12 protein-coding genes are annotated in these 12,951 nt (G+C 63.1%); 6 read left to right on the plus strand and 6 right to left on the minus strand.

Going from position 1 to position 12,951, the window contains the following annotated elements; all coding sequences use genetic code 11:
• Positions 1–46: 46 nt before the first annotated feature.
• Positions 47–757, plus strand: a complete 711-nt coding sequence (locus ACE04I_RS03795) for an RlmE family RNA methyltransferase (RefSeq protein WP_046797396.1) — start codon at positions 47–49, stop codon at positions 755–757.
• Positions 758–763: 6 nt separating this feature from the next.
• Here the strand turns inward: ACE04I_RS03795 and ACE04I_RS03800 are convergent, their stop codons facing one another.
• The gene (locus ACE04I_RS03800; RefSeq protein WP_046797450.1) at positions 764–2,173 is read right to left on the minus strand and encodes an MFS transporter; all 1,410 of its coding nucleotides are present in this window, start codon (positions 2,171–2,173) and stop codon (positions 764–766) included.
• A gap of 176 nt (positions 2,174–2,349) precedes the next feature.
• On the opposite strand from ACE04I_RS03800, the gene ACE04I_RS03805 reads away from it, so the two are divergent.
• The 4 genes from ACE04I_RS03805 to ACE04I_RS03820 all read left to right on the plus strand — a co-directional run bounded on the left by ACE04I_RS03805 (position 2,350) and on the right by ACE04I_RS03820 (position 6,471).
• Entirely contained in the window at positions 2,350–3,342 is a 993-nt protein-coding gene (locus ACE04I_RS03805; RefSeq protein WP_046797397.1) for an MBL fold metallo-hydrolase, read from the plus strand.
• A gap of 188 nt (positions 3,343–3,530) precedes the next feature.
• The gene (gene guaB / locus ACE04I_RS03810) at positions 3,531–5,033 is read left to right on the plus strand and encodes an IMP dehydrogenase (RefSeq protein ID WP_046797398.1); all 1,503 of its coding nucleotides are present in this window, start codon (positions 3,531–3,533) and stop codon (positions 5,031–5,033) included.
• 35 nt (positions 5,034–5,068) lie between these two features.
• On the plus strand, positions 5,069–5,479 hold the full coding sequence (locus tag ACE04I_RS03815; RefSeq protein WP_046797399.1) for an MAPEG family protein: 411 nt from the start codon (positions 5,069–5,071) through the stop codon (positions 5,477–5,479).
• A gap of 107 nt (positions 5,480–5,586) precedes the next feature.
• Positions 5,587–6,471 (plus strand): dienelactone hydrolase family protein, encoded by an 885-nt coding sequence (locus ACE04I_RS03820; RefSeq protein ID WP_046797400.1) that lies wholly within the window; start codon positions 5,587–5,589, stop codon positions 6,469–6,471.
• A 171-nt stretch (positions 6,472–6,642) separates the two neighbouring features.
• Here the strand turns inward: ACE04I_RS03820 and ACE04I_RS03825 are convergent, their stop codons facing one another.
• Positions 6,643–7,593, minus strand: coding sequence for a LysR substrate-binding domain-containing protein (locus tag ACE04I_RS03825; RefSeq protein ID WP_046797451.1), 951 nt, complete (start codon positions 7,591–7,593; stop codon positions 6,643–6,645).
• A gap of 193 nt (positions 7,594–7,786) precedes the next feature.
• Between ACE04I_RS03825 and ACE04I_RS03830 the strand changes: the two genes are divergently transcribed.
• Complete coding sequence (locus tag ACE04I_RS03830) at positions 7,787–8,086, plus strand: hypothetical protein (RefSeq protein WP_046797401.1); 300 nt, start codon at positions 7,787–7,789, stop codon at positions 8,084–8,086.
• Between the two features lie 90 nt (positions 8,087–8,176).
• Here ACE04I_RS03830 and ACE04I_RS03835 read toward each other — a convergent pair whose 3' ends face one another.
• The 4 genes from ACE04I_RS03835 to ACE04I_RS03850 form a co-directional block, all read right to left on the minus strand.
• Positions 8,177–9,037 (minus strand): DUF937 domain-containing protein, encoded by an 861-nt coding sequence (locus ACE04I_RS03835; RefSeq protein ID WP_046797402.1) that lies wholly within the window; start codon positions 9,035–9,037, stop codon positions 8,177–8,179.
• Positions 9,038–9,125: 88 nt separating this feature from the next.
• Positions 9,126–10,499, minus strand: coding sequence for a glutamate--cysteine ligase (locus tag ACE04I_RS03840; protein ID WP_046797403.1), 1,374 nt, complete (start codon positions 10,497–10,499; stop codon positions 9,126–9,128).
• A gap of 137 nt (positions 10,500–10,636) precedes the next feature.
• A complete protein-coding gene (locus tag ACE04I_RS03845) occupies positions 10,637–11,374 on the minus strand; it encodes a 16S rRNA (uracil(1498)-N(3))-methyltransferase (protein WP_046797404.1) in 738 nt (245 codons plus the stop codon).
• Positions 11,375–11,390: 16 nt separating this feature from the next.
• A complete protein-coding gene (locus tag ACE04I_RS03850; RefSeq protein WP_487206647.1) occupies positions 11,391–12,893 on the minus strand; it encodes an inorganic phosphate transporter in 1,503 nt (500 codons plus the stop codon).
• Between the last annotated feature and the right edge of the window lie 58 nt (positions 12,894–12,951).

Genomic DNA, 12,951 nt, shown 5'->3' on the forward strand with positions numbered 1-12,951 from the left:
GGGCGCGGCCGCGCCGCGCCTCGAACGAGGAGGCGCAGGTAAGGGGATGACGAAACCGCCGGTCGGCCGCAAACTCGGCCAGAAAGTCAAGAAGGGGAAGCTCAAGGCCTCCTCCCGCCGCTGGATCGAGCGGCATATCAACGATCCCTATGTGCAGCGGGCGAAGCTCGAGGGCTATCGCGCCCGTGCCGCCTTCAAGCTGCTGGAGATCGACGAGAAGCATCATATCCTGAAGGGCGCCCGCCGCATCATCGACCTTGGGGCGGCACCGGGAAGCTGGTCGCAGATCGCTGCGAAGGTCACGGGCTCGACGGAGGAGGATATCCGCGTCGCGGCCATCGATTTCCTCGAAATGGCGCCAATCCCGGGGGTGAAGATCCTCCATCTCGATTTTCTCGATCCGGATGCTCCCCGCCAGTTGGTGGAAGCGATCGGCGGCGCGCCGGACCTCGTCGTTTCCGACATGGCGGCGCCCACGACCGGCCACCAGAAGACCGACCATCTGCGCACGATGCATCTGTGCGAGGTCGCCGCGCACTTCGCTGTCGAGGTGCTGGCGGAGGGCGGCCATTTCCTGGCGAAGACCTTCCAGGGCGGCACGGAGCGCGAGCTCCTGAACATGCTGAAGCAGAATTTCAAGCAGGTCATCCACGTCAAGCCGGGCGCTTCACGTGCGGAGTCGGTGGAGATGTTCCTGCTCGCCAAGCACTTCAAGGGCCGCAAGCCGCAGGCCTCCGAAGAAGATACCGCCGCTTAAGCTCAGCTACTCCCCCGCCTCCGGTGTCATTTCGGTCTGCCTGCGCCCGTGGCCGGAAACGGCGGCGCCCGCATTGCGGTCGAGGCCAAGAAGCGGGCCGATCGCCAGCAGAGAGAAACCGGCCACGATGAAGAAGGCCAGGTGGAAATCGGCAAGCTGCAGGTGCGAACCGGAAAGCACCGAGGCCGCTTCGAGGATGAAGGCCGCGAACGCGACGCCGAGCGCGAGGCTCACCTGTTGCAGCACCGAGGCGATCGAGGTCGCCTGGCTCGCCTGCGCATCGTCGATCTCCGAATAGCTCAGCGCATTGCCACCGGTGAAGAAGAAGGAACGGCAAAGCCCGGAGAACATGAGGAAGACGATAATCAGCACATGCGGTGTCTCGGGCGTGAAGAAGCCGTTGACAGCGGTTGTGGCAGCGCCGGCGACACAGGCGAAAAGCAGGGTCGTGCGGAAGCCGAGCGCTGCATAGACCCGCCGGGCGATGAATTTGACCATGAGCGCGCCGATCGCGCCGGCAAAGGTGATCATGCCGGACTGGAAGGCGTTGAGACCGAAGCCGAGCTGCAGCATCAGCGGCATCAGGAAGGGAATGGCGCCGGTCGAGATGCGGAAGATCGTGCCGCTCGTGGTCGCCGCCCGGAAGGCATCGTTGCTGAATATCGACAGGTTGAGGATCGGCGCCGGATGGCGCTTTGCATGCCGCACGTAGAGAATGCCGCAGGCGATGCCGAGCGCGGTCGTGCCTATCCCGACGGCGGGCGGAAGTGCCGGCAGGCTCACCACCGACAGGCCGAAGACGACGCCGGCCGCGGCCATCGAGGTGAGAAAGAAGCCGATCCAGTCGATCCGCGGCGGTCGCACGGCTTCGAGATCGGGTAGATGGATGCCGGAGAGCCAGATGCCGAGGAGCCCGATCGGCACGTTGATGATGAAGATCCAGTGCCAGGTGAAATAGGTGGTGATGAAGCCACCGATCGGCGGGCCGGTGAGCGGGCCGATCAGGGCGGGGATGGTGAGCAGCGCCATGGCCGAGACCAGTTCGCTGCGCTTGGTGGTCCGGAGCAGAACCAGGCGCCCGACCGGCGTCATCATCGCCCCGCCCATGCCCTGCAGGAAGCGTGAAAGCACGAATTCGAGAAGCGTGGAGGAGACTGCGCAGAAGATCGAGCCGATCACGAAGACCAGGATCGCCAGCCGGAAGATCTTCTTGGCCCCGAACCTGTCCGCCATCCAGCCGCTGATCGGAATGAAGACGGCAAGCGCGACCATGTAGGAGGTCAGTGCCAGCTTGAGCGTGATCGGGCCGACGCCGAGATCCAGGGCGATGGCCGGCAGGGCCGTGGAGATGACGGTGGAGTCCATCTGCTCCATGAAGAGAGCGACGGCGAGAATCAGCGGGACGATGCGATTCATGTAAAAGGCTGCCTGTATGCAGAGGTGAGCCGTCTCTACGCCTCGGCGGGCCGTCTGCCAATCGTAGATTTTCACCTTTTCGCGCTTTGGCTCACGTCTGCGTGAGAGCAGATTTCCGCAGGATACGGCTTGGTTATGTTGCGTCATCATCGCTGCAAACCGGAGGGAGTTCCATTATGACTGTGACATCGGGAATAGAACGGCGAGCCTTGCTGGGATCCGTCGGTCTCGGAGTTCTCGCGGCGCCCGCGGTTCTGGGCGGCGTCGCCCGCGCGCAGGAGAGCAACAAGTTGGAAATCGAGCGAGTCGTGCCGCCAGACAATCATCGTTTCAAGGTCGGCGATTTCGAAGTGCTGGTGGTCAAGGATGGCTCCCGGCCGTCGCCCAATCCCGCAGAGACCTTCGGCACCAACCAGACCCCGGAAGCGGTCGGAGCATTGCTTGAGCAGAACTTCCTGCCTGCTGACCAACTCGTCACCAGCTTTGCGCCGACGCTGGTCAGTACCGGCAGCGACGTCATCCTGTTCGATACCGGGCTTGGGCCTTCGGCGCGGGCGGAAGGTGGCGGCAGGCTGATCGAGGGGCTGGCCGCGGGCGGCTACATGCCGGAAGACATCACCATCGTTGTCCTCACCCATATGCACGGCGATCATATCGGCGGGCTGATGGAAGAGGGCAAGCCGGCCTTCCCGAATGCCCGCTATGTGACGGGACAGGCGGAATACGACTTCTGGACCGATACCGCGCGCGCCGGCACGCCTGCCGAAGGCGGCCACAAGGGCGTGCTCGCCAATGTGAAGCCGCTTGCCGAAAAGATGACTTTCATCGGCGAAGGCGGCGAGGTGGTTTCCGGCATCACCGGCATGATGGCCGCCGGTCACACGCCGGGCCACATGGTCTTCCATATCGAGTCCCAGGGGCGTCGGCTGCTTCTGACCGCGGATACCGCGAATCATTTCGTGCTTTCGCTGCAGAAGCCGGATTGGGAAGTCCGCTTCGATATGGACAAGGCGGCCGCCGCCGCGACCCGCAAAAAGATCTTCGACATGGTGGCGACCGATCGGATCGCCTTCCTCGGCTACCATATGCCGTTCCCGGCGGTCGGCTTCGTGGAAAAGCTCGATCAGGGCTATCGCTTCGTGCCGAAGAGCTATCAGTTCGACATCTGACCGGTTCGGGAGGTGGGCTTCGTGAGCTATGCAAACCCGGAGGGGCTCACCTCCGGGTTTTTCCTATTCCCTTCCTGTCATGAACGTGTTACCAGCCCTCGCCAACTTCCAAGTAACTCTTGCGAGACCGCCCGGGCGGACGATTCGTTCCGGCGCGTTATCCGCATTCCGGATCGAAGGAATTGGCCATGGCACGCATCATAGAAACCGCAACCGGCGCGGATGCGCTTACTTTCGACGATGTGCTGCTGCAGCCCGGCCATTCCGAGGTCATGCCGGGCCAGACGAACATCTCCACCACCATTGCCCGGGATATCGATCTCAACCTGCCGATCCTTTCCTCTGCGATGGATACGGTGACCGAAAGCCGGCTCGCCATCGCCATGGCTCAGGCCGGTGGCATCGGCGTCATCCACCGCAATCTTACGCCCATCGAGCAGGCCGAGGAGGTCCGCCAGGTCAAGAAGTTCGAAAGCGGCATGGTCGTCAATCCGGTCACGATCGGGCCGGATGCGACGCTTGCCGAAGCCCTGTCGCTCATGAAGGCGCATGGCATTTCGGGAATCCCTGTCGTGGAAAACGGTTCCGGCGGCCATAAGGCCGGCCGCCTCGTCGGCATTCTCACCAATCGCGACGTGCGCTTCGCCTCCGATCCGGCCCAGAAGATCCACGAACTGATGACGCATGAGAACCTGATCACGGTCAAAGAAAGCGTCGACCAGACCGAGGCCAAGCGGCTGCTGCACAAGCACCGCATCGAGAAGCTGCTGGTCGTGGATGGCGAGGGCCGCTGCGTCGGTCTCATTACCGTCAAGGATATCGAGAAGTCGCAGCTCAACCCGAATGCCTCGAAGGATATGCAGGGCCGCCTGCGCGCCGCTGCCGCCATCAGCGTCGGGGACGATGGTTACGAGCGCGCCGAAAGGCTGATCGAAGCGGGTGTTGACCTGCTGGTCGTCGATACCGCGCATGGCCATTCCCAGCGCGTTCTGGATGCGGTCACGCGGGTGAAGAGGCTTTCCAATTCGGTTCGCATCATGGCCGGCAATGTCGCGACCGCCGATGGCACCAGGGCGCTGATCGATGCCGGTGCGGATGCGGTCAAGGTCGGCATTGGTCCCGGCTCGATCTGCACCACGCGCATCGTCGCCGGCGTCGGCGTGCCGCAGCTTGCCGCGATCATGGCGGCCGTCGAGGCGGCGCGCGACCAGAATATCCCGGTGATCGCGGACGGCGGTATCAAGTTCTCCGGCGACCTCGCCAAGGCGATCGCCGCCGGTGCCTCGGCCGCCATGGTCGGCTCGCTGCTGGCCGGCACGGATGAAAGCCCGGGCGAGGTCTATCTCTACCAGGGCCGCTCCTTCAAGGCCTATCGCGGCATGGGTTCGGTCGGCGCCATGGCGCGCGGCTCGGCCGACCGCTACTTCCAGGCGGAAGTGCGCGACACGCTGAAGCTGGTTCCGGAAGGCATCGAGGGGCAGGTGCCTTACAAGGGGCCGGTCTCCGGCGTTCTGCATCAGCTCGGCGGCGGCCTGAAGGCGGCGATGGGCTATGTCGGCGGCGCGACCATCAAGGACTTCCAGGAGCGGGCCACCTTCGTGCGCATCTCCGGCGCGGGCCTGCGCGAAAGCCACGCCCATGACGTGACGATCACCCGCGAAAGCCCGAACTATCCGGGTGCCGGCGCCTGAGTCCACGCATAGGGGAGGGGGCGCAGTTGACTTATATGAACGCCATGCTCTGGCCGATGATCGCGCATGCCGCGCTGGTCTTCGGCCTCTATTATCTCCTGTCGAAACGGCGGTTCGCCGCCGTTCGTTCGGGTTCCGCAAAGGCCGAGCAGTTCAAGGAAAACCGGGAGGAGCCGCCGGAAAGCCTTCTGGTTCGCAACAATATCGCCAACCAGTTCGAGCTTCCGGTCCTCTTCCACGCCGGCTGCCTGGCGCTCTACGTGACGACGGCCGACAACATCGTCACCGTGGCCCTGGCATGGGTATTCGTCGCAAGCCGCTATGCGCATTCCTATGTGCACGTCACTTCCAATCGGCTTCGTTATCGCCGCCCGATCTGGATCGTGGGCTTCTTCTCGCTGATGGCCATGTGGATCTGGCTCGCCGTATGGCTGGCGCTGGAATAAGGCTTTCACGCAGAAGTGTTTCTTCGGCCCCTCGATCACCGGAACTTGCGTGGGCCGACCGCAAGCCTTGGGTTTAGTCTTTCCTTCCAGTGAAGGAGGACCATCCCATGGATACGGAAAAGCCGAAAATCACCCAGGCGATGATCAACGCCTATGATGAATACACTCATCTGACGCTCGATCGCCGCGCCTTCATGGAAAAGCTCACCCTGCTCGCCGGCTCCGGCGCGGCGGCGGCCGCGATCGCGCCGCTGCTGGCCGCCAACGGCGCGAAGGCGGAAATCGTGCCTGCCGACGACGACCGGCTGACGGCGGAGGATGTGACCTATCCGGGCGCCAGCGGCACGGAGATGAAGGGCTATCTGGTTCGACCGAAAAATGCTTCCGGTCCGCTCGGCGGCGTCATCGTCATCCACGAGAATCGCGGTCTCAACGCACATATCCGCGATGTCGCCCGCCGTATGGCTCTGGAAGGCTTCATTGCGCTGGCTCCGGATTTCCTTTCGCCGGAGGGCGGCACTCCGGCCGACGAGGATCAGGCCCGCCAGATGTTCTCGTCTCTCGACATGGATGCGACCGCGGCGAACGGCGAAGCGAGCCGTGTCTATCTCGCGGGCCTCGACGGCGCGAACGGCAAGGTCGGCGCGGTCGGCTTCTGCTGGGGCGGCGGCACGGTGAACCAATTGGCGACGAGGTCCCCCGAACTGAATGCCGGCGTCGCTTATTACGGCCAGCAGCCGCCGATCGCCGACGTTCCTGCGATCCGTGCGCCGTTGATGCTGCACTATGCGGGGCTGGACGAGCGCGTCAATGCCGGCATCGAGGCCTATAGGAAGGCGCTGGAGGAGAACGGCAAGACCTTCGAGATATTCGTCTACGAAGGCGCCAACCACGCCTTCAACAACGATACCTCCGCTGCCCGCTACGACAAGGCGGCGGCCGATCTTGCCTGGAGCCGAACGGTCGAGTTCTTCAAGAAGAATCTCGCCTGAGATATGCCGGCGTTAGCCAACCGACTGTTTCGGCGCGCTGACGATCACCGCGTCGCCGAGCGCCGCCATGTAAGGTCGATACGATCAGCGCCAGCCGACCGCCGCGGAATAATCCGTCAGGTCACCAAACGAGAAAAGCCGGGCAATGCCCGGCTTTTTTGTGGATCTGTTTTACCAGCTGAGCGCCTGGCCGCCGCGGGCACGCATCGCCGGCCGTTGATAGGCCTTCATGTCGCCCTCGAGCGTGTCGGAGACCGCGGTCGGCGAGATGTTGTCGAGGCAGGCGGCGATGTGGTCCGTGATGGCGTTCATCAGCGACGGCGAAAGGCCGGGCCGCTTCATGAGGCCGATCTGCACCGGCGGCAGCGGCGGAAAACCATCCGACGAGGACAGCACCTTCATGCCGGTTCGCAGAGCCGATTCCGGCAGTACCGATACCGCCATGCCCGCAAGCACCGCCGCAGCGACGACGGTCGACGACCAGCTCGTGAACAGCACCTGGTATTCGCGCCCGTCGGCGTCGAGCGCTGAACAGGCGAGCTGCCGCCACAGGCAGTCCCGCCGACCGACCGCGAGCGGCACCGGCGCGTCTTCCCGCAGCGGATGGTTGGCCGAGGCGACCCAGCAGAGCGGTTCGGTGCGCACCACGTCGGATATGCGCTGGCGTGGATTGTGGGTGACGAGTGCGATATCGAGTTCGCCGCGCGCCATTTTCTCCGCGAGGCTCACCGAAGGTTCGCAGACGATGTAGAGTTCGACATTCGGATGCGTCTTGGCGAAACGGCCGATGATCTCCGGCATGTAGCGGTCGGCATAATCGTCCGGCGTGCCGATCCTGAGCGTTCCTTCGAGCCGGTTGTCGTCGAAGGCGGCGATCGCTTCGTTGTTCAGCCGGATGATACGGCGGGCATAGTTCAGGAGTTTCTCACCCTCTGCCGTCAGCCGATTGCCGCGGCCGTCCTTTGCAAAGAGCTGCTTACCGATGCGTTCCTCGAGCCGCCGCATCTGCATGGAAACGGCCGATTGCGTCTTGAACACCCGATCGGCCGCCTTGGTGAAGCTGCCGGTATCCACGATCGAGATGAAAGTGTGGAGCTGGTCGATATCGAGAGGAGCGGACATGATGACCATCCATCAGTGAGTTTGATGCTAATCATTAGAAACATTCGTTGGACTGATCAATAGAATTTCCGCATACAGGTATCGTAATTCTCCACCGACCGGCGCTCCGTTGCGAGACGCCCCTTCAGGCAACCTTTTCGCATGTTCTGGCGAGAGGGCGGCCCTACTCGTGCCTAATGAAAGGGACAAACCGATGAGCACGACCGAATGCGGAATCGAACTCGACCTCGCTCATGAACGGCGTGGGGCAGAGAGCCGCCTTGCCGTCGTGCTGAAGCGAACGCAATCCCTCTGGCGCGCCTTTCGTAACCGTGTGGCTACCAATCGCATCTACGAACTCGATGACAATCAGCTCGACGATATCGGCCTGTCGCGTCACGATGTCGCCGAGGCGCTGAGAGACACCAGGCTTCTGGACGATCCACTCCTCCTGCTGACGCACTCCGCCAGACAGCGCGCCCGCACCCGGTTCCAGCGACCTCCCCGCCGCTGAACCGGACCTTTTCCCCGCAGGGTGATAGCCAATAGCCCTGCCTACTGCCCGGCCGGTCGATCCGTGCCGGGCTTTTTTTTATTAGAAGGCCTATTTTTCGGATGGCTTGTCCGGAGCGACCGATGCGCTTCGGAGGTAACCGTCGAAGATCGCTTCCATGTTCTTCTGATAGCTCTTCTGCACTTCCAACCCGCTGTCGAACATGCTGTTCAGCGTGTCGCGATAGAAATCCGCCGCCGCGGGCTTTTCCTTGCGTCCATCGGCAGCAGGCGATTGCGGGGAGGGGCCAGCCCACATTTCCTGGAAAACCTTGGCGAATGGATTGTCGGCGAATGGATTGCCGCTATCCGCTTCCGGCTGCCGCTCCTGCTCGATACCCCAGAATTTCTGGGCGGCCTGGATGAACGGATTGTCCAGGGGATCGGCCGCTTGCGGTTTTGCCTTCGGCTGCAGCCCCATGCTTTCCAGCCAGGGTTTCATCATTTGCCCCATAGGGCCTGCCGCGAAGACTGTGTCGCTGTCCGGCATCTGGCCGGCCATCTGCTTGAAGAGCCCGCCCATGATCGTGTCGGCCATGGCGGGCATCATCTTCTTGAGGATATCCCGGCCGATCCCGCTGAGCTGCTCGGCCTGTGCCGCGATCGCCCGCGAAACCTCCTTCGAGCCGAAGAGCTTTTCGAGCACGGCATTACCGTCGGCGATCCCCTCCGGAGTGAAGGCCTTGCTCATGTCCTCGAAATACTTGGCATAGCCGCCGGAAAACATGTCTCGCGCCAGCGCGGCGAAATTATAAGGATTGGCGCTGCTGCGCGTCAGGGCGAAGGAGAAGGCCGGCATCAGCGCCGCCAGCGCCTGCACCGCCTGTTCCTGGGCCAGGTTGAACTGCTTGGCCATGGCTTGTATGGCCGAACCGTCCTGCGCCCGAAGCATCATGTCGAACAGTGGCAGCATGGCGCACCCTTCCGGCTCCTTGTGGTGAGGAGACTATAAACGGAAAAGTGCTGGCGAAAACCGGTTTTTGAGACGCGCCGAGGACGGCTCAGTATTGGTATTCTTCGAAAACCGGCTCGACCGAGCCGTTCCAGCGACCGTTGTAGAGTGCCAGCATGTCCTCGGCGAGCGTCGTCTTCTTGGCCAGGATCTCGTCGAGTGGGTTGAGGAAGACGCTTTCGTCCACGCCCTCGTCGTTCACGTAGTTGCGGCTCTTGAGGCCCGTCTTCGATATGCCGACCACCTCGCGGGAGATGTCGATGAGGGAAGCGCCCTTGATCTCCGCCCGGAGACCCTGCGCCGGAACGGCATCGCGAAGTGCGCTCACGTCGGCAACGGTCCAGTCGGCGGTGAACCTTTCGGCCGCGTCGAGCGCCGCATCGTCATAGAGCAGTCCCACCCAGAAGGCCGGAAGCGCGCAGATGCGCCGCCAGGGACCGCCATCGGCCCCGCGCATTTCCAGGAAGCGCTTCAGCCGTACATCCGGAAAGAGAGTGGAGAGGTGGTTCGTCCAGTCGCCCATCGTGGGCTCCCAGGCCGTGATTTCGCCCTTCAACGCGCCTGCCATGAACTGGCGGAAGGTGATGTGGGTGCAATCGTGATACCTGCCGTCGCGCACCACGAAATACATCGGCACGTCGAGCGCCCATTCCACGTAATCGGCAAAGCCGAAATCCGCGTCGAACACGAAGGGCAGCAGGCCCGAGCGCCGGTTGTCCGTGTCGCGCCAGATCTCGCCGCGCCAGGAAAGCAGACCGTTCGGCTTGCCTTCGGTAAACGGCGAGGAAGCGAAAAGCGCGGTGGCGAGAGGCTGCAGCTTCATGGAGACGCGTATCTTGCGCGCCATGTCGGCCTCGGAGGAGAAGTCGAGGTTCACCTGGATCGTGCAGGTGCGGTACATCATGTCGAGACCGTGCGAGCCGACCTTTGGCATGTAGCGCGTCATGATCTCGTAGCGCGATTTCGGCATGCGCGGCGTTTCGGCGAGCGACCATTTCGGGCTGCCGCCGATGCCGAGGAAACGGATGCCCATTGGTTCGGCGATCTCACGCAGGACCGCGAGATGCTGGTTGGACTCGTGACAGGTCTGGTGGATGTTTTCGAGCGGCGCGCCGGAAAGCTCGAACTGGCCCCCGGGCTCGATCGAGATCGCGCCCATGCCTGAATGTTCCGCAAGGCCGATGATGTTCCCGCCGTCCATGATCGGCTCCCAGCCGAGCCTGGCTTCCATGCCCTTGAGCAGGGCCGAGATGCTGGCTTCCCCGAAATAGGGAACAGGGCTGTTGTCCTGACGGAAGAAGGCGAACTTCTCATGCTCGGTGCCGATGCGGAACTGCTCTTTCGGCCGCGGGCCCTTTTCCAGGTAGGCGGAAAGCTCGGACACCGAGGAAAGTGGTGTCTGGTCTGTGGTGTCGCGGGCCATGGGAACTACCTTGTTCGGCTGCCTGTCTTGCGGGACGGGTCCGGCTGATTGGACCGGATTGACGTGCCGCACAAGTGAATTTTCTTCAAGATGCTTTCAGAATTTCGCGGGCGCCCTGTCAAGTGTATCGAAGGGCTTTAGCGCCAGTCTCCGATCGCTGCCTGGATCACGGCGAGCGCCGCCACCGCGGCCGTGTCGGCGCGCAGGATGCGTGGCCCGAGCGGGATGGCGGTGACGAAGGGAAGTTCGCGCAAAAGCTTGCGCTCCTCCTCTGAAAAGCCGCCCTCCGGCCCGACCAGCAGCGCCAGATGGCGCTCCTTGATCGCCGAGAGGATCGGCAGCGGGTTTTGGCCTTCATCTCCCTCGTCGCAAAAGATGATGCGGCGTTCGGCCGGCCAGCCTTCGAGCAGATCCTTGAGCTTGACCGGCGCGGCAACCGTCGGGATCGACAGGATGCCGCATTGTTCTGCTGCCTCGATCACATTGGCTTGAAGCCGCTCCAGGCTGGTGATCTTGCCTTGCACATGCTGGGTCGAAACCGGCTGCAGCAGGCCGGCGCCCATTTCCACCGCCTTCTGCACCAGATAATCGAGCCGGCCGACCTTGAGCGGCGCAAAAAGGTAATGAAGGTCCGGCGCTTGCGGCTGCGCGCGAACCTGTTCGGTGATCTCCAGCATTAGCTTCTTGCGGCTTGGAAAGACGAGCCGCGCCTTCCACTCGCCGTCCCGTCCGTTGAACACCAGGACCTCGGCACCTTCCCCCATGCGCAGCACGTTGGCGAGATAGTTGAACTGCTCGGGCGAGGCCTCATGCCTGGCATCTGCCGAAAGGGTCGAATCGACGAACAGCCTTTGCATACGGAAATTGGCGCGCATCTGGATTTCCCGAGTTTCAGAGGAACAGGGCAAACATGAGCATGGCGATACCGGCCCCAAGGGCCGTGGAGGCGGGCAGGGTGATGATCCAGGCGCCCATGATGCTCAGGAAGTGCGAACGCCGCACGAGATAGCGCCTTCGCATTTCGTCCTCGTTCCGCTCCATGGGCGGTGCCACGTCGTACTTGGCTGCTCGCGCCCGTATATATTCGAGCCGACGGCGGGAATTGCGGGTATACCACTCGCGGAAGAAACCCACGCCGAAGACCGCTCCGACGGCGATATGGGTGGAGGAGACCGGCAGGCCGATCCACGAGGCGACGAGAACCGTCAGCGCCGTCGAAAGCGAGACGCAATAGGCCCGCATCGGATTGAGCCTGGTGATCTCCGCGCCGACCAGCTTCACCAATCTCGGGCCGAACAGCAGGAGGCCGAGTGAGATGCCGAGACCGCCGATCGCCAGTTCCCATGTCGGAATGCTGACGGCTCCGGAAATGCCCTGCTGCGCGGTGGAAACGATCGCGGCAAGCGGGCCGATGGCGTTCGATACGTCGTTCGCTCCATGCGCGAAGGAAAGCAGGGCGGCGGAAAACACCAACGGGATGCGGAAGAGTTTTCTGAGCGACTGATTGCGGTTTTCCAGCCCCTCCGCCTGACGGCGGATCACCGGGGTCAGTCCCGCCCAGGCCGCAAGCCCGCAGACGGCGGCGATCGCGGTCGCGACGGGCGCGGAAACCCCGGACGTTTCTCCGAAGCCGAGAATAGCGAGATAGCCCGCGAAGGCACCGGTCATGATGCCGAGCAGTACCGGCACCCATTTCGTGGCAGCCGCGATCTTGTCCTCGCGGTAGATGATGGTTTCCTTGACGAAATAGAGGCAGCCGGCTGCGATTATGGCCCCAAGCAGCGGGGAAAAGACCCAGCTTGCCGTGATGCCGAGGACGGTGCTCCAGTTCACCGCGGAAAGGCCGGCCGCCGCAATGCCGGCCCCCATCACGCCGCCCACGATCGAATGGGTTGTGGAGATCGGCGCGCCGAACCAGGTCGCGACATTGATGAGCAGGGCGGAAGAAAGCAGTGCCGCCATCATCGCCCAGATCAGCATGTCGGGGCTGGTGATCATGCCCCCATGCATGACGTCGTTGGCGATGGTGTTGGCGACGCTCCGGCCGGCGATCACCGCGCCCGCCACCTCGAAGACAGCGGCAAGGCCGAGGCCGAAGGCCATGGACATGGCCCGCGCGCCGACTGCCGCGCCGATATTGTTGGTCACGTCGTTGGCGCCGATGTTCATGGCCATGTAAGCCGCGATGGCGGACGCGGCGACCACCAGGACGACGTCCGGCTTGCCGGTCACCGAATAGGCTGCGATTATCGCGGCGAGGATCAGGAAGAGAAGTGCCGTGCCGGGAGCCGCAAGCCGGCGCGACATCTGCCGTGCAGCCTCCTCGAGGGAGGAAATCTTCTCAAGATCCTTGTCGAGCGTCGGCTTAACCAGACGCGGCCGGGGTTGGCCCATTTATTCTTTCAACTCCTAGAAATCAGTGTTGGGCCGCCCCAGGGGCCGCATAGCCGGT

It is taken from the genome of Rhizobium moroccans (genome assembly GCF_057559155.1).

What these genes read in the sequence shown, in the direction of transcription:
- ACE04I_RS03795 (WP_046797396.1), top strand. Translation starts at nt 47, where the DNA reads ATGACGAAACCGCCGGTCGGCCGCAAACTCGGCCAGAAAGTCAAGAAG.
- ACE04I_RS03800 (WP_046797450.1), bottom strand. Translation starts at nt 2,173, where the DNA reads ATGAATCGCATCGTCCCGCTGATTCTCGCCGTCGCTCTCTTCATGGAG.
- ACE04I_RS03805 (WP_046797397.1), top strand. Translation starts at nt 2,350, where the DNA reads ATGACTGTGACATCGGGAATAGAACGGCGAGCCTTGCTGGGATCCGTC.
- guaB (WP_046797398.1), top strand. Translation starts at nt 3,531, where the DNA reads ATGGCACGCATCATAGAAACCGCAACCGGCGCGGATGCGCTTACTTTC.
- ACE04I_RS03815 (WP_046797399.1), top strand. Translation starts at nt 5,069, where the DNA reads ATGAACGCCATGCTCTGGCCGATGATCGCGCATGCCGCGCTGGTCTTC.
- ACE04I_RS03820 (WP_046797400.1), top strand. Translation starts at nt 5,587, where the DNA reads ATGGATACGGAAAAGCCGAAAATCACCCAGGCGATGATCAACGCCTAT.
- ACE04I_RS03825 (WP_046797451.1), bottom strand. Translation starts at nt 7,593, where the DNA reads ATGTCCGCTCCTCTCGATATCGACCAGCTCCACACTTTCATCTCGATC.
- ACE04I_RS03830 (WP_046797401.1), top strand. Translation starts at nt 7,787, where the DNA reads ATGAGCACGACCGAATGCGGAATCGAACTCGACCTCGCTCATGAACGG.
- ACE04I_RS03835 (WP_046797402.1), bottom strand. Translation starts at nt 9,037, where the DNA reads ATGCTGCCACTGTTCGACATGATGCTTCGGGCGCAGGACGGTTCGGCC.
- ACE04I_RS03840 (WP_046797403.1), bottom strand. Translation starts at nt 10,499, where the DNA reads ATGGCCCGCGACACCACAGACCAGACACCACTTTCCTCGGTGTCCGAG.
- ACE04I_RS03845 (WP_046797404.1), bottom strand. Translation starts at nt 11,374, where the DNA reads ATGCGCGCCAATTTCCGTATGCAAAGGCTGTTCGTCGATTCGACCCTT.
- ACE04I_RS03850 (WP_487206647.1), bottom strand. Translation starts at nt 12,893, where the DNA reads ATGGGCCAACCCCGGCCGCGTCTGGTTAAGCCGACGCTCGACAAGGAT.